This is a genomic window from Streptomyces sp. NPDC090106, assembly GCF_044747265.1.
Lineage (GTDB): Bacteria > Actinomycetota > Actinomycetes > Streptomycetales > Streptomycetaceae > Streptomyces.
In genome coordinates this window covers 395,612-411,131 of record NZ_JBIVDS010000010.1, presented here as the reverse complement: position 1 = coordinate 411,131, position 15,520 = coordinate 395,612, and the positions used below count along the sequence as shown (strand labels likewise).

At 73.0% G+C, this 15,520-nt stretch carries 15 protein-coding genes; 7 read left to right on the top strand and 8 right to left on the bottom strand.

Going from position 1 to position 15,520, the window contains the following annotated elements:
* Window positions 1-655 precede the first annotated feature (655 nt).
* Together ACIPSE_RS31545 and ACIPSE_RS31540 are read right to left on the bottom strand one after the other, a co-directional pair.
* Window positions 656-1,954, bottom strand: a complete 1,299-nt coding sequence (locus ACIPSE_RS31545; RefSeq protein WP_401669179.1) for an MFS transporter — start codon at window positions 1,952-1,954, stop codon at window positions 656-658.
* Window positions 1,955-2,092: 138 nt separating this feature from the next.
* Window positions 2,093-2,710: a LysE/ArgO family amino acid transporter gene (locus ACIPSE_RS31540; protein ID WP_401669177.1), complete on the bottom strand. Its 618-nt coding sequence runs from the start codon at window positions 2,708-2,710 to the stop codon at window positions 2,093-2,095.
* A 140-nt stretch (window positions 2,711-2,850) separates the two neighbouring features.
* Here ACIPSE_RS31540 and ACIPSE_RS31535 point away from each other — a divergent pair, with 140 nt between their 5' ends.
* The 3 genes from ACIPSE_RS31535 (at window position 2,851) to ACIPSE_RS31525 (ending at window position 5,030) form a co-directional block, all read left to right on the top strand.
* A complete protein-coding gene (locus ACIPSE_RS31535; RefSeq protein ID WP_401669174.1) occupies window positions 2,851-3,774 on the top strand; it encodes a LysR family transcriptional regulator ArgP in 924 nt (307 codons plus the stop codon).
* A 96-nt stretch (window positions 3,775-3,870) separates the two neighbouring features.
* Complete coding sequence (locus ACIPSE_RS31530; RefSeq protein ID WP_401669172.1) at window positions 3,871-4,662, top strand: SAM-dependent methyltransferase; 792 nt, start codon at window positions 3,871-3,873, stop codon at window positions 4,660-4,662.
* Window positions 4,663-4,778: 116 nt separating this feature from the next.
* Window positions 4,779-5,030, top strand: a complete 252-nt coding sequence (locus tag ACIPSE_RS31525) for a WhiB family transcriptional regulator (RefSeq protein WP_401669170.1) — start codon at window positions 4,779-4,781, stop codon at window positions 5,028-5,030.
* Here the strand turns inward: ACIPSE_RS31525 and ACIPSE_RS31520 are convergent.
* The 4 genes from ACIPSE_RS31520 to ACIPSE_RS31505 form a co-directional block, all read right to left on the bottom strand.
* The gene (locus tag ACIPSE_RS31520) at window positions 5,027-6,811 is read right to left on the bottom strand and encodes a sensor histidine kinase (protein ID WP_401669168.1); all 1,785 of its coding nucleotides are present in this window, start codon (window positions 6,809-6,811) and stop codon (window positions 5,027-5,029) included. The two genes, ACIPSE_RS31525 and ACIPSE_RS31520, sit on opposite strands and share 4 nt — an antisense overlap.
* On the bottom strand, window positions 6,808-7,488 hold the full coding sequence (locus ACIPSE_RS31515; protein ID WP_401669165.1) for a response regulator: 681 nt from the start codon (window positions 7,486-7,488) through the stop codon (window positions 6,808-6,810). Before ACIPSE_RS31515 ends, ACIPSE_RS31520 begins: the two co-directional genes overlap by 4 nt.
* An 18-nt stretch (window positions 7,489-7,506) precedes the next feature.
* The gene (locus ACIPSE_RS31510) at window positions 7,507-8,253 is read right to left on the bottom strand and encodes a hypothetical protein (RefSeq protein WP_401669162.1); all 747 of its coding nucleotides are present in this window, start codon (window positions 8,251-8,253) and stop codon (window positions 7,507-7,509) included.
* A gap of 63 nt (window positions 8,254-8,316) precedes the next feature.
* Complete coding sequence (locus ACIPSE_RS31505) at window positions 8,317-9,696, bottom strand: M1 family metallopeptidase (protein WP_401669160.1); 1,380 nt, start codon at window positions 9,694-9,696, stop codon at window positions 8,317-8,319.
* A gap of 175 nt (window positions 9,697-9,871) precedes the next feature.
* Between ACIPSE_RS31505 and ACIPSE_RS31500 the strand changes: the two genes are divergently transcribed.
* Window positions 9,872-10,219 carry a DUF488 domain-containing protein gene (locus tag ACIPSE_RS31500; protein ID WP_401669269.1) on the top strand — a complete coding sequence of 116 codons (348 nt, stop codon included), beginning with the start codon at window positions 9,872-9,874 and terminating at the stop codon, window positions 10,217-10,219.
* A 20-nt stretch (window positions 10,220-10,239) separates the two neighbouring features.
* On the opposite strand, the gene ACIPSE_RS31495 is transcribed toward ACIPSE_RS31500, so the two are convergent.
* The gene (locus tag ACIPSE_RS31495; protein WP_401669158.1) at window positions 10,240-11,916 is read right to left on the bottom strand and encodes an FAD-binding dehydrogenase; all 1,677 of its coding nucleotides are present in this window, start codon (window positions 11,914-11,916) and stop codon (window positions 10,240-10,242) included.
* Between the two features lie 16 nt (window positions 11,917-11,932).
* Entirely contained in the window at window positions 11,933-12,550 is a 618-nt protein-coding gene (locus ACIPSE_RS31490; protein ID WP_401669155.1) for a TetR/AcrR family transcriptional regulator, read from the bottom strand.
* Window positions 12,551-12,676: 126 nt separating this feature from the next.
* Here ACIPSE_RS31490 and ACIPSE_RS31485 point away from each other — a divergent pair, with 126 nt between their 5' ends.
* The 3 genes from ACIPSE_RS31485 to ACIPSE_RS31475 all read left to right on the top strand — a co-directional run bounded on the left by ACIPSE_RS31485 (window position 12,677) and on the right by ACIPSE_RS31475 (window position 15,518).
* Window positions 12,677-13,303 (top strand): alpha-ketoglutarate-dependent dioxygenase AlkB, encoded by a 627-nt coding sequence (locus tag ACIPSE_RS31485; protein WP_401669153.1) that lies wholly within the window; start codon window positions 12,677-12,679, stop codon window positions 13,301-13,303.
* A 185-nt stretch (window positions 13,304-13,488) separates the two neighbouring features.
* Entirely contained in the window at window positions 13,489-14,235 is a 747-nt protein-coding gene (locus ACIPSE_RS31480; RefSeq protein WP_401669151.1) for an MBL fold metallo-hydrolase, read from the top strand.
* Window positions 14,236-14,276: 41 nt separating this feature from the next.
* Window positions 14,277-15,518 carry a DUF4032 domain-containing protein gene (locus ACIPSE_RS31475; protein WP_401669149.1) on the top strand — a complete coding sequence of 414 codons (1,242 nt, stop codon included), beginning with the start codon at window positions 14,277-14,279 and terminating at the stop codon, window positions 15,516-15,518.
* The last annotated feature ends 2 nt before the right edge of the window (window positions 15,519-15,520 follow it).

The following is a 15,520-nucleotide window of genomic DNA, read 5'->3' as shown; positions in this document are numbered from 1 at the left end:
CTCAAGCCGCGTGCCCACCAAAGCCAGTGGCACCGAGAGCCAAGCCGGGCCCCTCGCATCCGCCGGCACCACAACCCCAGAACCGCACCCCGCCGGATGCGACGACACCCCAGCTCAAACCACTCCCCCGCCACAGCCAGTGACGCCGAGGCCCGGGCCAGGGCACGCAGATCCGATACCTCCACAACTCGGAGCCGCACCCATCGGACCAGGTATGCCTCAGCTCAAGCCGCGTGCCCACCAAAGCCAGTGGCACCGAGAGCCAAGCCGGGCCCCTCGCATCCGCCGGCACCACAACCCCAGAACCGCACCCCGCCGGACGCGACGACACCTCAGCTCAAACCACTCCCCCGCCACAGCCAGTGACGCCGAGGCCCGGGCCAGGGCCCGCAGATCCGATAGCTCCACGACCCAGAGCCGCACCCATCGGACCAGGTATGCCTCAGCTCAAGCCGCCCGGCCGCCACTGCCAGTGACGCCGGGGCCCAGAACGAGGCCTCTCAGATCCTGTAGCGCCACGACCCCGAAGCCGCGCCCTCGCCGAACCACGCGCACCTCGACTCAGGCCGCACCCCGCCAGAGCCAGTGACACCGGGGCTCGAACCAGCCGCCCTCACATCCGTCAGCGACACCGTTCAAGTCCCGCCCCGCCCCGTCAGATCCGGTACCGCCGCAGCGCAGGCACCGCTGCCGCGAGGCCCAGCATCGCCACGATCACGAGGAGGCCGCCGCCCGTGACCGCCGCGCGGGGGCCGAAGGCGGAGCCGGCCGTGCCGTGCAGGACGTCGGCGAGGCGGGGGCCGCCCGCGACGACGACCGTGAAGACGCCCTGCATCCGGCCCCGCATCTCGTCGGTGGCCGCGGACAGCAGGATCGCCCCGCGGAACACCATGGAGACCATGTCGGCGACGCCCGCGAGCGCGAGGAACGCGACCGCGAACCACAGGCTGTCGCTCAGCCCGAACGCGGCGATGGCGGCACCCCAGGCCACGACCGCGCCGATGACCATCCAGCCGTGGCGGCGGGCCCGGGAGAAGGTGCCGGAGAGCAGTCCGCCGAGCACGGCGCCGATGGGGATCGCCGCGAACAGCAGCCCGAGGGCGAGCCCCTCGCCGTACGGGGCGTAGGTCTCGGAGGCCAGTTGCGGGAACAGGGCGCGGGGCATGCCGAGGACCATGGCGATGATGTCGGCGAGGAACGACAGCAGCAGCACCTTGTGGCCCGAGATGTAGCGGAAGCCCTCGACGATCTCGCGCACGCCCGCGCGCCGCTTGACCGTCGCGGCCAGCGGCGGCAGCGAGGGCAGCTTGTACACCGCCCAGACGGTGACGCACAGCGCCAGGGCGTCGATCAGATAGAGCTCGGGGAGCCCGATCACCGGGATCAGCGCGCCCGCGAGGAGCGGTCCGACGACCTGCCCGGTCTGCATCACGGTCGAGCCGAGGGCGTTGGCGGCGGCCAGCTCGCCCTCGGGGACGAGACGGGCGATGGAGGCGTTGCGGGCGGGGGCGTTGAGGCCCCAGAACGCCTGCTGCACGGCGAGCAGCACCATGAGCGCGGCGACCGATTCGAGACCGGTGACGGCCTGGATCCAGAAGAGCAGCGAGGTGACGGCGATGCCGCCGTTGGTGAGGAGGAGCAGCTTGCGGCGGTCCATGGTGTCGGCGATGGCGCCGCCCCACAGCGCGAACACCATCAGGGGCAGCAGCCCGGCGAGGCTCGCGTAGCCGACCCAGGCGGAGGAGCCGGTGATGTCGTAGATCTGCTTGGGCACGGCGACGGCCGTGAGCTGACTGCCCACGGCCGTGACGATCGTCGAGGTCCACAGCCGCCGGTAGGCCGGGCGGCGCAGCGGGCGGGTGTCCATGGCGAATCTGCGCCATCCGCGCCGGTCCGGCCGCGCGGCCTCCGGGTCCGGAGTCCGCTCCTGTGTGTTGCTCTCGCTCGTGTCCACGGGTGTCCTGGTTGCTCGTTACATCTATCGGGACCAGGGTTCACTATCGCACTCGGTCCGAGCGGTGGGGACGATCGGTCCCGGCCTCCGCGCCGCGGACCGGGACCGCGGGGCGGGACCGCGGGACGGGACGGCGTGTCAGGCTCCGGCGATCAGCAGGCAGCCGAGACCGATCATGGTCACGGCGACCAGCCCGTCCAGCACCCGCCAGGCGGCGGGCCGGGCGAGGAACCGGCCGAGGAGCCGGCCGCCGAAGCCGAGGGCGGCGAACCAGACGACGCTGGCGCAGGCGGCTCCGAGGCCGAAGGTCCAGCGCAGGTCGCCCCGGTCGGCGGCGACGGAGCCGAGCAGGAAGACGGTGTCGAGGTAGACGTGCGGGTTGAGCCAGGTCAGCGCGAGGCAGGTCAGCACGGCCCGCTTGCGGGACCCGGCCGGGTCGCCCTCCGTCCGGAGCCCGTCGCCCGCGGGCCGCAGCACGCGCCGCGCGGCGAGCGCCCCGTAGCCGAGCAGGAACGCGCCGCCGATCCAGCCGACCGCGGTCAGCACCCCGGGCCACGCCACCACGAGCGCGCCGACCCCGCCCACGCCGAGCGCGATGAGGGCGGCGTCGGACAGGGCGCAGATCCCGACGACGGCGAGGACGGCGTCGCGGCGTATGCCCTGCCGCAGGACGAAGGCGTTCTGGGCGCCGATGGCGACGATGAGCGAGAGGCCGGTGCCAAATCCCGCGGCTGCGGCGGCGAGTGAAGCGGTCATGGCATCGACGCTAGTCAAGGGCCTTGATGGAGTACAGCTAAAGATTCTTACGTATCATTAGCGCTCGTGATGATGGTGCAGGGAAGCGGAAGCCATCAGGACGGCACGGCAAAGAGACAGGAAGGGTGTGAGGCGGCGGCATGATGGCGGACCTTCCCCTCGACCAGGTGCGCACCCTGCTGGCGGTCGTCGACGAGGGCACGTTCGACGCCGCCGCGACGGCGCTGCATCTGACGCCCTCGGCGGTCAGCCAGCGGGTGAAGGCGCTGGAGCAGCGCACGGGCCGGGTCCTCCTGGTGCGGAGCAAGCCGGTGCGGGCCACGGAGTCGGGCGAGGTGGTGGTGCGGTTCGGGCGCCAGCTGGCCCGTCTGGAGCGGGACGCCTGGGCAGGGCTCGGGCTGAGCACCCAGGGTGAGCCGACCCGGGTGTCGATCGCGGTGAACGCCGACTCACTGGCGACCTGGTTCCTGCCCGCGCTGACCCGGGTGCCCGACGAGCCGCCGCTCCGCTTCGAACTGCACCGCGAGGACGAGGAGCACACGGCGACCCTGCTCAGGGAGGGGCTGGTGATGGCGGCGGTGACGTCGTCGCCGGACGCGGTCGCGGGCTGTTCCGTGCGCGGACTGGGCCGGATCCGGTATCTGGCGGCGGCGAGCCCCGCTTTCGCCGCCCGGTATCTCGACCCGTATCCGGACCGGCCGCTCGGCGAGCTCCTCGCGGCGGCGCCCGCGGTCAACTTCGACCGGCGCGACAGCTACCAGGACCGCTTCGTGCGCGACCTCGACGGCGGCGGCGCGAGCGTCGCGTGCCACTACATCCCCACCTCGGAGGGGTTCGCCGACGCCATCGCGCTCGGGCTCGGCTGGGGTCTGGTCCCCGAGGCACAGGCGGAACCGCTGCTGGCGGCGGGCCGGCTGCTCCCGCTGGCCCCCGACCGGCCGATGGACGTCCCGCTGTACTGGCAGCAGTGGAAGCTGGACTCCCCCGCGCTGGCGGCGGTCACGGAGGCGGTGACGGCCACCGCGGCACGGACCCTGCGCCGGGCGGGTGCGGCGCGGGACTGAACGCGAGCCCGAACTGCCTTTCCCCAGGCCCCAGTCGGTGTGCGAGACTGCTGGTGATCTTTCGCCCGCATGATCAACTCGCCCAGGGAGTACGTCATGAGCTCCGACACCCACCGCCACCGCGAGATCGACACCAGCAAGCCGCACCCCGCGCGGGTCTACGACTGGCTGCTGGGCGGGAAGGACAACTACCCCGTCGACGAGGCCGTGGGCGAGCTGCTGCCGCCCGAGGCGCACGCCGCGGCACGGCAGAACCGTGAGTTCATGCACCGGGCCGCCGCCTGGGTGGCGTCCCAGGGCATCGACCAGTTCCTGGACATCGGCACCGGCATCCCCACCGAGCCGAACCTGCACCAGATCGTCCAGCGGACGGTGCCGTCCGCGAAGGTCGTCTACGCGGACAACGACCCCATCGTCCTCGCCCACGCCGAGGCGCTCCTGGTCAGCAACCCCGCCGGGTCCACGGACTACATCGAGGCCGATGTGCGCAGGCCCGCGGAGATCCTCGAACACGCCAGGAACGTCCTGGACTTCGACCGTCCGGTCGCCCTGTCGCTGATCGCGCTGCTGCACTTCCTGCCCGACGAGCAGGACCCGTACGGCATCGTCCGCGAGCTGCTGGAGCCGCTGCCCTCCGGGAGCTTCCTGGTCCTCTCGCACGCCGCGTCCGACCGCTTCGAGGAGCTGGCCGCGCAGGTCACGGCCGAGTACGCCAAGGGCGGCATCCGCCTCGGCTTCCGCACAGGTCCCGAGGTCACCGCCTTCTTCGACGGTCTCGACCTCGTGGATCCCGGCGTGGTCACCGCCCCGGAGTGGGTCAAGCCGGGCCCGGCACCGGCCGAGCCCGAGGCGAGCGGCATCTACGCGGGCGTGGCCCGGGTGCGCTGACGCGGGCCCGGTCCGCCGGTCCGGAACTCCGTGTTTCACTTCCGCGTCGACAGGTGACCCGCAATCGAGTAAGCCATCCGCGAGGGCACGGACGACTTCGAGCGCAGGTGACATCGATGGACGACTGGCGATACCGGGCCGCGTGCCGCGACGAGGACCCCGACCTCTTCTTCCCGATCGGCACCACGGGCCCCTCGGCGGTGCAGACCGAACGGGCGAAGGCGATCTGCCGCACCTGCGGCGTCCAGCAGCGCTGTCTGCGCTTCGCCCTGGACACGGGCCAGGCCATGGGGGTCTGGGGCGGCACGAGCGAGGACGAACGGCGCGCGCTGAAGCGGCGCGAGGCGAACCGGCGCGGCACGAGCTAGGACGCGCGGGGCACCCGCAGGGTGAAGACGCTGCCGGCGCCGGGTTCGCTCGCGGCGTCGGCGGTGCCGCCGTGCGCGGCGACCAGGTGCCGGACGATGGACAGGCCGAGCCCGCTCCCGCCGGTGCGGCGGCTGCGGGACTTCTCGGCGCGCCAGAACCGGTCGAACACGTGCGGCAGATCAGCGGCGTCGATCCCGCTCCCCGTGTCGCTGACGGCGAGGACGACGGCGTCGCCCTCGGCCCGCGCGGTCAGGGTCACCGATCCCGCGGCGGGCGTGTGCCGCAGGGCGTTGGACACGAGGTTGCCCAGCGCCTGCCGCATCCGCACCGGGTCGGCGTCGAGCGACGGGGTGCCGGTGACGGACGTCTCCAGGGCGACGCCCGCCGCGGCGGCGGCCGGCCGGTGCGCGGCGGCGACCTGGCCGAGCAGTTCACGGGCGTCGACGGATTCGCGGTGCAGCCGCAGGGTTCCGGCGTCGGCGGCGGCGAGGTCCTGGAGGTCGTCGATGACGCGCTGGAGCACGAGGGCCTCCTCGTGCAGGGAGGTGAGCAGGGCGGGGTCGGGCTCGACGATGCCGTCCTTGGTCACCTCCAGCCAGCCGCGGATGTTGGTGAGCGGGCTGCGCAGTTCGTGGGCGATGTCGCTGACCATCGCCTTGCGCTGGGCCTCCAGCCGTTCGCGGCGTTCGGTGAGCGCGTTGAAGGCGGCGGCGAGGATGCCGGTCTCGTCGCGGGTGGTGACCGGCACGCGCGCGTGTGCCTCCGGAGGCTGCCGGGCCGCCTCGGTCAGCGCGCGCAGCGGCCGGACCAGGCGGGTGGCGACGACGACCGTCACGGCCACGGTGACGGCGAGGACGAGCCCGGCGGCGCCGACGACCTTGGCCTTGTTGGCCGGTGACATGTCGAACCGTACGGCGGCCCGGTCGCCGTCACCGAGGAAGAGCTCGGCCGCCGGGGCCACATAGGGGTCGAGCTGGGCGCGGCGGGCGTCGTCGACGCACTCCTGGGCCTGCCGGACGGCCCCGTCCTTCGCGTCGCTGCCCAGCCCGCTCCCCTTCACCGCCTTGCCCGCCGTGTAGCGGTCGCTGGCGAAGTAGGGCACGTCGACGTGGAGATCGTGCCGGGCGAGGCAGGCGTGGGCCAGCGCGGTCAGTTCGGTGTGGGCCTTCTCCTCGGTGGCGGTCGGGGTGTTGAGCCTGCCGTCCGCGCACGGGATGGGCGCCTCCTCGACGCTGAGGACCGGACGGCCGCCGGGTGTCCGGATGATCTCGGCGTCGACGCCGTTGTGGGCGAAGCACAGCTGCCGGACGAGGGCGAGCTTGTCCAGCCGGGCGCGCTCCTGGGCCGTCAGCAGGTACGGGCCGACCACGCGCGGATCCGTGCCGCTGCGCTGGGCGCCGCGTTCGGTGTAGGTGTCGGTGCGCAGCGGGTCGACGGTGGCGGACGCGCGCGGGGGCAGGGAGGTGCCGGGCGGCGCGGAGTCGGCGATGGTCACGCGGTCGGCCGTGGTGAGGGCGATCCGCCGGCCCGTCCTCTCGGAGAGGTCCCGCACGGTCCGTGCGACGCCCTTCCAGTCCGGGTGGGTCGCGGCGTAGCCGCTGAGCCGGGCGAGCAGGTCCATGTCCTCGGTGAGCACCTGCCCCTGTTCCTCGCGCAGCGCCTGGGTGGTGGTGGCGACCGCGAGCCAGGCGGTGGCGGCCACCGAGCAGACCGCGATGAGGACGGAGGCGATGAGCAGCCGGACGAGCAGGCGCTTGCGCAGGGGTATCCGGGTGCTCATCCGCGTCCGCCGCTCAGCTTGTAGCCGACGCCGAACACGGTGAGCAGCCGGGCTGGCCGGCGCGGGTCGGTCTCGATCTTGCGGCGCAGGTTCATGATGTGGACGTCGACGGCCCGTTCCGTCGAGGCCCGTTCGAAGCCCCGGGTGCGTTCCAGCAGTTGCCGCCGGGAGAAGACCCGGTCGGGTTCGGCGGCCATGGCCACGAGGATCGCGAACTCGGCGGGCGTGCACTCCACCGGCTCGCCCTCGCACCGCACCTCGTGCCGCGCGGCGTCCACGTGCAGTCCGGCCACGCGCAGCGCACCGCCCGCGCGTCCGCCGCGCCGCAGCACGGTCCGGACACGGGCCATCAGCTCGCGCGGGCTGTAGGGCTTGGTCATGTAGTCGTCGGCGCCGAGGTCGAGGCCGAGCAGGACGTCGTCCTCGGTGGAGCGGGCGGTGAGCATGAGCACGGGGACGTCGTCCTCGCTCCTGAGTTCACGGCACACGCTCAGCCCGTCCAGCACCGGCAGCATCAGGTCCAGCACCACCAGGTCGGGCCGCAGCCGCCGGACCGCGTCGAGGGCGGCCCGGCCGTCGTGGACCACCGTGGTGGTGTGGCCCTCCGCGAGCAGGGACCGGCGGATCAGCTCGGCCTGCATCTCGTCGTCCTCGGCTACCAGCACATGTGCGCACACTCGGCGGATCCTAGGTGGTCAGCGGGCGAGGGCCGTGGCGTCGCCCATGACGACGACCGGGTGCCGGGCCGGGTCCAGGGCGGCGAGCAGGTCCCGCATGTGCCGCTCGGCGATGCTGACGCAGGCGTGGGTGGGACCGTCGTGGTCGACGTGGAACCAGATGCCGCCGCCGCGTCCGGCGCCGAGCGGGCGGGTCCAGTCCCTCGGGGAGGTGCCCGGTTCGCGGTTGTAGTCGATGGCGACGACGTAGTCGAAGGAACCGGCCAGCGGCTCGCCCTCGAAGCCGGTGCCGCTGACGGTGAAGCCCTGGTCGTGGTGGTACGGCAGCCGGGTTCCGGGGTCGGGGAGGCGTCCGCCGGCGTCGCTGAGGGTGTAGACGCCGATGGGTGAGCGCAGGTCGTTCAGACGGTGGTGATCGGTCCAGCCCTTGAGCGCGTTGTGCGCGGGCCACGGCTCGCCGGCCTCCCAGCCCTCGGTGGTCCGTTCGTAGAGGACGACCGTGGACAGCGGCGAGTTCCGGCCGCGTCCGGTGACGACGACGGCCTGCCGGGTGCGGTCGGGGACCTGGGCCCAGGTCTTCGGGCCGAGGCCCGGCAGTTGCTGCGGGGCGACGTCCACCGAGATGTGCGGCGCGGGTCGCGCGGGCGAGGTGGTGGCCGGTCCGGCGGTGGCCGGGGGCTGCGGCCGGGCCGTCGCGCCTCCCCCGCATCCGGTGAGGAGGAGGGCGGCGGCCAGGAGCGTCACAGGGGGCGTGCGGCTGATCATGTGTCCGACCCTGACCGACGCTTGTGAGGAACTCGTCAGGTCGCGGACACGGCCTGGAAGGATCTAGGGAGCGGCCGGTTTGCCGTCCTGGTACACCCAGGTGCGCAGCAGAGCGTTCAGGTCCTTGCCCGACTCGCGTTCGGCGAGGCGGACGAACCCGGCGGTCGTCCCGTGGCCGTCGCGGTGTTCGGTCGCCCAGGCCCGCAGGACGCGGAGGAACACCTGGTCGCCGACCGCCCGGCGCAGGGCGTGCAGGGCCATGGCGCCGCGCGCGTACACGGGTTCGCCGAAGATGTCGGCGCCGCTGCCGGGGTCGCCGGGCGGGAACTCCCACAGGGCGTCGCTCGCCGGGCGCGCGTACAGCTCGTCGAAGGTCTTCTGCGCGCTGTCGCCGCCGTGCTGCTCGCTGTAGAGCCACTCGGCGTAGGTCGCGAAGCCCTCGTTGAGCCAGATGTCCTTCCAGGAGGTGAGGGAGACGGAGTCCCCGAACCACTGGTGGGCGCTCTCGTGGACGAGGGTGGCGAGGTCGGGCGCGCTGTCGTAGACGGGGCGGGTCTGGGTCTCCAGCGCGTAGCCGACGTCCGGTGCCCGGTCCACGATCGCCCCGGCGGCCCGGTAGGGGTAGGGCCCGAAGAGCCGGGACTCCCATTCCAGGACGGAGGGGAGCTTCTTCAGCACGGGTGCGGCGGTCGCGGCCTCGCGCGGGTCGACGGCGTTGTAGACCCGGATGCCGTCACGGGTCGTGTACTGCTCGACCTCGAACTTCCCGACGGTCGCGGTCGCCAGGTAGGCGGCCATCGGTTCGGCCTGGTGCCAGCGGAACGTCGTGTGCCCGTGGGCGGTGTGCCGGCCGGCGAGGACGCCGTTGGCGACGGCGGTGCGGTTCTCGGGGACGGTGATCGTGAAGTCGTAGGACGCCTTGTCCTTGGGGTGGTTGTTCGCCGGGAACCAGGTCATCGCGCCCTGCGGTTCACCGGCGACGAACGCGCCGTCGTCGGTGGGGATCCATCCGTCGGGCGAGCCGTCGGGGTCGGTGACCGGGCGCGGGGTGCCCCGGTAGGTGACGGTGACCTTGAACCACTGGCCCTTGCGCAGGCTGCGGCGCGGGGTGACGACGAGTTCCTGGCCCTTGCGGGTGAAGTCGGCCTTGTCCCTGCCGACGGTGAGGCCGGTGACCTTCAGGCCGCTGAGGTCGAGGTCGAAGCGGCTCAGGTCCTGGGTGGCGCGGGCGGTGATGACGGCCTTGCCGTCCAGGTGCCGGGTGCCCGTGTCGTAGCGCAGGGTCAGGTCGTAGTGCCGGACGTCGTAGCCACCGTTGCCGGCGAGCGGGAAGTACGGGTCGCCCGCGCCGGACGAGCCGGGTGAGGGCGGCGCGGCGGCGGCCAGCAGGGCCGTCACGGCGACGGGGAGGGTGGCGAGGACGAAGGGGCGTCTGACCGGCACATGCGCTCCAACCGTGGGGGGCGGACTTCGGCTTCACTGTCGTTTCGGCATCACTGTCGCTTCGGCTTCACACTAAAGGCGGCCGTTCCCGAACTCGCCCACGACGAGGTCAAGCCGCGCGGGCGCGCCGCAGTACGCTCCCCGCACATCGGCCCCGCCCCGGAGAGGCATGTCTGTGAGCGTTCGCGTGCGCCGCGTCTACGAACCGTCCGAGCCCGGGGACGGGGTGCGCGTCCTGGTCGACCGGCTCTGGCCGCGCGGCCTGTCGAAGGAGGCGGCCGGGGTGGACGAGTGGCCCAAGGCGATGACCCCGTCGACGGAGCTGCGCCGCTGGTACCACGCGGGCGAGGGCTCCTACGACGAGTTCGCGCGGCGCTACGAGGCGGAGCTGGCCGCGCCGGAGGCGGCGGAACTCCTCGGCCGTGTACGGGAGCTGGCCGCCGCGGGCCCGGTCACGCTGCTCACGGCCGCGAAGGCTCCCGAGGAGAGCCACGCGGCCGTGCTCGCGCGTCTGCTGGCCTGACGGACGGCTGCGTGCGCCGGTCAGCCGCCGGTCTGCCGGGCCGCCGCCCGGCCCGCGGCGCGCCCGGAGAAGATGCAGCCGCCGAGGAAGGTCCCCTCCAGCGCGTTGTAGCCGTGCACGCCGCCCCCGCCGAAGCCGGCGACCTCACCGGCGGCGTAGAGCCCCTCGACGGGCTGTCCGTCCAGGCCCAGCGCCCGGGAGTCCAGGTCGGTCTGGATGCCGCCGAGGGTCTTGCGGGTGAGGATGTGCAGCTTGACGGCGACGAGGGGGCCCGCGGCCGGGTCGAGGATCCGGTGCGGGGCGGCGACCCGGCCGAGCTTGTCGCCGATGTAGCGCCGGGCGTTGCGGATGCCCTGGACCTGGGCGTCCTTGCTGTAGGGGTTGGCGATCTGGAGGTCGCGGGCCTCGATCTGGCGGCGCACCTCGGCCGCGTCGAGGAGCGGTTTGTCCGTCATCGCGTTCATCTTCTCGACGAGCCCGTCGAGGTCGGGCGCGGTCACGAAGTCGGCACCCTTGCGCAGGAACGCGTCCACCGGGCCCGGGGCACCCTTGCCGAGGACGCGTTCCTTGAGGAAGCCGACGCGGTCCTTGGCGGTGATGTCGGGGTTCTGCTCGGAGCCCGAGAGCGCGAACTCCTTCTCGATGATCTTCTGCGTGAGGATGAACCAGGAGTGGTCGTACCCGGCGATGTCCTCGGTGGTGCGCAGGTGCCTGAGGGTGCCGAGGGTGTCGTAGCCGGGCAGGTACGGCTCGGGCAGGCGGCGGCCGAGGGCGTCGAACCAGAGCGAGGACGGACCGGGCAGGATGCGGATGCCGTGGCCGGGCCAGATCGGGTCCCAGTTCCGGATGCCCTCGGTGTAGTGCCACATGCGGTCGCGGTTGACCAGACGCACGCCTGCCTCGGCGCTGATGTCGAGCATGCGGCCGTCGACGTAGGCGGGGACGCCGGTGACCATCTCGGCGGGCGGGGTGCCGAGGCGTTCGGGCCAGTGGCGGCGGACGATGTCGTGGTCGGCGCCGATGCCGCCGGTGGTGACGACGACGGCCTGGGCGGTGAGGTGGAAATCGCCGATGCCGTCACGTCCGGACTTCACGCCGCGCGCGGAGTCGTCCGGGGCGAGGACGGTGCCGCGGACGCCGGTGGCCCGGCCGTCCTCGATGACGAGGGCGTCGACCTGGTGGCGGTGGTGGAAGGTGAGGAGCCCGTCGCGGGCGGCCTGCTTGGCGTGGTGCACGAACGGCTCGACGACCCCGGTGCCGGTGCCCCAGGCGATGTGGAAGCGGGGTACGGAGTTGCCGTGGCCGTGGGCGCGCAGGTCGCCGCGCTCGGCCCAGCCGACGGTGGGCAGGAACTTGATGCCCTGCCCCTCCAGCCAGGACCGCTTCTCGCCGGCCGCGAACTCGACGTAGGCGCGCGCCCAGCGCACCGCCCAGGAGTCCTCGTCGTCGGTGCGGTCGAAGCCGGCGCTGCCCTGCCAGTCGTTCCAGGCCAGGTCGAAGGAGTCCTTGATGCCGAGGCGCCGCTGCTCCGGGGAGTCGACGAGGAAGAGCCCGCCGAAGGACCAGAACGCCTGGCCGCCGAGGTTGGCGGCGTTCTCCTGGTCGACCAGCGCGACCCGGCGGCCCCGGCTGGTCAGTTCGTGCGCGGCGACCAGGCCCGCGAGTCCCGCCCCGACCACGATGACGTCGGCGTCCATGGCGACCGTCCCTTCCTCATACGGTTGTCGCGCTGCCGTCGGTCAGCAGCGCGGTGAGCAGTTGCTTCAGCCAGGCGCGGGCGCTCGGCACGTCCCGGTCCAGCAGGAGTTGGGTGGTGACCCCGTCGTAGGCGGCGACGACGGCGTGCGCCGCGCCCTCCAGGTCACCGAGGACGGCGGGGAGTTCGGTGTGGCCGCGGGCGCGGGCGAGGCGTTCGCGGATCGCGTCGCGGAGCCTGGCCCGGTGCTCCAGCAGGGTCTCGGCGACGGCCGGTTCCCGGGCGGCGTGGACCAGGAAGTCCGTCTTCACCAGCAGCCAGTCGCGGTCCAGCAGGAGCACCTCGGTGACGCGGTCGACGGCCGCGGGCACGTCGAGGTCCGGGCCGTCGAGGGCGAGTGCCCCGGCGACCTGGTCGGCGATGAGGTCGGCGCGCTGCCGGTAGAGCGCGAAGAACAGCTCGTCGAGGCTGTCGAAGTTCGAGTAGAAGGCGCCCCGGCTGTACCCGGCGGCCTCGCAGACCTCCTCGATGGACACCCGCCCGAACCCCTTGGCCGCGAAGACCGCGAAGGCGGCGTCGAGGAGGTTGGCACGGGTGCGGACCCGGCGCTTGGTCACGCGTGGCGCTGTCTCCATGGGCCGCCCTCCGTTCGATGCGTGAATGTATCCGATACATCGGTGCATCGAAAGGGGTCGGACGGCGAGCCGAAAGGGGCCACCCCGCATGGGAACAGATTTTCGAATAAGGAGTACGCTGGTTCCATGTCCCCGCACCTCCAGTCCTCGCTCTTCGACCAGACCGACCGGCTCCGCCTCGGCTCCCTCGACGGGATCGCCCGCACCGAGCTGGACTCCGGCGCCTGGATCGACGTGCTGCCGGGCTGGCTGGAGGGCTCCGACGCACTGTTCGAACAGCTCGCGACAGAGGTCCCCTGGCGGGCCGAGCGGCGCACGATGTACGACCAGGTCGTGGACGTGCCCCGGCTGCTCGCCTTCTACGGCCCGGGCGACCCGCTCCCGCACCCGGTGCTGACCCGGGCCCGCGCGTCGCTGAGCCGGCACTACGCGGACGAGCTGGGCGAGCCGTTCACCACCGCCGGGCTCTGCCACTACCGCGACGGCCGGGACAGCGTGGCCTGGCACGGCGACCGGATCGGCCGCGGCGCCCGGGAGGACACGATGGTCGCGATCCTCTCCCTGGGCGCGCCCCGCGACCTGCTGCTGCGCCCGGTGCGCGGCGGCGGCGCGGTGCGCCGGCCGCTGGGACACGGCGACCTGATCGTCATGGGCGGCTCCTGCCAGCGGACCTGGGAGCACGCCGTACCGAAGACCACCCGTGCCACGGGACCGCGCATCAGCGTGCAGTTCCGCCCGCACGGCGTGCGCTGAGGCGGAGAGGCGGCCGCTTCGGGCGCACCCGGGGCTGCCTCCGGCGGACGGTGCCGGAGGCAGCTCTTCCTCTGTCCGCGACCCCCGCCGGGCGGTATGCAGAAGGAGCCGCCGTACTCTCCTCCCATCCGGCCCGGTGCGCGCATCGGGGCGGGCCCCACCGAGCGAAACCGAGCGGGACGGTCATGCGAGCCGATGTGCAGCAAGTCGCCGACGGCACCTACCTGGTGCACGGCAGCAACACCAACTGGGTGATCCTCACCGAGGGCGACGCCGTCACCCTCGTCGACACCGGCTACCCCGGCGACCGCGAGCAGGTCCTCGCCTCGCTCGCCGAGGTGGGCAGCGCGCCCGAGGCGGTCGCGGCGGTGCTGATCACCCACGCGCACAACGACCACCTCGGCTCGGCCGAGCACCTGCGCGCCACGTACGGCACGCCGGTCCTGCTCCACGAGGCCGAAGTCCCCCACGCCCGCCGGGACTTCCTGCACCAGGTGACCGTCGCCGACGTGCTGCGCAACGGCTGGCGGCCGGGCGTCCTGCCGTGGGCGCTGCACGCGATCCGCTCCGGCGGCAAGACGCCCGTGCCGGTCACCGGCCCGGAGGCGTTCCCGAAGGAGGGCGCGCTGGATCTGCCGGGGCGGCCCGTGCCCGTGCACACGCCCGGGCACACCGACGGGCACGTCGCCTTCCACCTCCCCGGCACCGGGGCGCTGATCTCCGGGGACGCGCTGGTGAGCGGGCATCCCACGTCCCGGATCAAGGGCCCCCAGCTGCTGCCGGACATGTTCCACCACGAGCGGGCCCGCGCCGTGGCCTCGCTCGACGTGCTCGCGGAGCTGGAGGGCGATCTGCTGCTCCCGGGCCACGGACCGGCCCACCGCGGTCCACTGGGTGAAGCGGCACTTCAGGCCAGGGAGCGCGCGCTCTAGGGTGAGCTGACGATCACCCGCGAGACGAGGACACCCGCACCATGGCACTGCAGATCAGCGCGACGAACCCGGAGCACCCCGCGCTCCTGCTGGAACTGCCGTGGGACGTGCCGCTGGAGGAGTGGCCCGAGGAGGTCCTCGTGCCGCTGCCGCGCGGCATCTCCCGGCACGTCGTGCGCTACGCCCGGGCCGGCACCGAGGTGATCGCGGTGAAGGAACTCGCCGAGCGGCCCGCGCTGAACGAGTACGACATGCTGCGCGACCTCGACCGGCTCGCGATCCCCTCGGTGGACCCGCTGGCCGTGGTCACCGGCCGCACCGACCGGGACGGCAACCCGCTGGAGTCCGTCCTGGTCACCCGGCATCTGGGCGGCTCGATGCCGTACCGGTCGATGTTCGAGACGACGATGCGGCCCGCGACCATGCACCGGCTGATGGACGCCCTGGCCGTGCTCCTGGTGCGGCTGCACCTGGCCGGGTTCGCGTGGGGCGACTGCTCCCTGTCCAACACCCTCTTCCGGCGGGACGCGGGCGCCTACGCCGCCTATCTCGTCGACGCCGAGACCGGCGAGCTCCAGCCGCAGCTGAGCACCGGGCAGCGCGAGTACGACCTCGACCTCGCCCGGGTGAACATCAGCGGCGAACTCCTCGACCTGGAGGCCTCCGGGGCGCTGCATCCCTCCGTGGACCCCATCGAGTTCGGCATGGAGATCTGCGCCCGCTACCGGAGCCTGTGGGAGGAGCTGACCCGCACCTCGGTCTACCCGGCGGGCAAGTACCACTACATCGAACGCCGCATCCGCCGGCTGAACGAACTCGGCTTCGACGTGGCCGAGATGCAGATCGAGCACGCGAACAACGGCGACACGGTCACCTTCGTGCCCAAGGTCGTCGACGCGGGCCACCACCAGCGCCAGCTGTTGCGGCTGACGGGCCTGGACACCGAGGAGAACCAGGCCCGGCGGCTCCTGAACGACCTGGAGAGCTGGATGGCCACCCAGGACGACTACGCCCCGGGCGACCCGCTCGGCGCCCGCCCCGAGGTCCTCGCGCACCGCTGGGTGCGGGACGTGTTCCGGCCGACCGTGCGCGCGGTGCCGCTGGAGCTGCGCGGCGCGATGGACCCGGCCGAGATCTACCACGAGCTCCTGGAGCACCGCTGGTACATGTCGGAGCGGGCCCAGCACGACATAGGGCTCGGCACGGCCGTCGAGGACTACATCGCCTCCATCCTCCCCCGGGCCCGGGAGACCCTCCAGCCCACCGAGCCCGCGGAGGAGTGAGA

Bases quoted from the DNA above. Each gene is read 5' to 3' on its own strand.
- ACIPSE_RS31480 (WP_401669151.1), top strand. From the start codon at position 13,489: ATGCGAGCCGATGTGCAGCAAGTCGCCGACGGCACCTACCTGGTGCAC.
- ACIPSE_RS31530 (WP_401669172.1), top strand. From the start codon at position 3,871: ATGAGCTCCGACACCCACCGCCACCGCGAGATCGACACCAGCAAGCCG.
- ACIPSE_RS31475 (WP_401669149.1), top strand. From the start codon at position 14,277: ATGGCACTGCAGATCAGCGCGACGAACCCGGAGCACCCCGCGCTCCTG.
- ACIPSE_RS31510 (WP_401669162.1), bottom strand. From the start codon at position 8,253: ATGATCAGCCGCACGCCCCCTGTGACGCTCCTGGCCGCCGCCCTCCTC.
- ACIPSE_RS31485 (WP_401669153.1), top strand. From the start codon at position 12,677: ATGTCCCCGCACCTCCAGTCCTCGCTCTTCGACCAGACCGACCGGCTC.
- ACIPSE_RS31535 (WP_401669174.1), top strand. From the start codon at position 2,851: ATGATGGCGGACCTTCCCCTCGACCAGGTGCGCACCCTGCTGGCGGTC.
- ACIPSE_RS31490 (WP_401669155.1), bottom strand. From the start codon at position 12,550: ATGGAGACAGCGCCACGCGTGACCAAGCGCCGGGTCCGCACCCGTGCC.
- ACIPSE_RS31525 (WP_401669170.1), top strand. From the start codon at position 4,779: ATGGACGACTGGCGATACCGGGCCGCGTGCCGCGACGAGGACCCCGAC.
- ACIPSE_RS31520 (WP_401669168.1), bottom strand. From the start codon at position 6,811: ATGAGCACCCGGATACCCCTGCGCAAGCGCCTGCTCGTCCGGCTGCTC.
- ACIPSE_RS31540 (WP_401669177.1), bottom strand. From the start codon at position 2,710: ATGACCGCTTCACTCGCCGCCGCAGCCGCGGGATTTGGCACCGGCCTC.
- ACIPSE_RS31495 (WP_401669158.1), bottom strand. From the start codon at position 11,916: ATGGACGCCGACGTCATCGTGGTCGGGGCGGGACTCGCGGGCCTGGTC.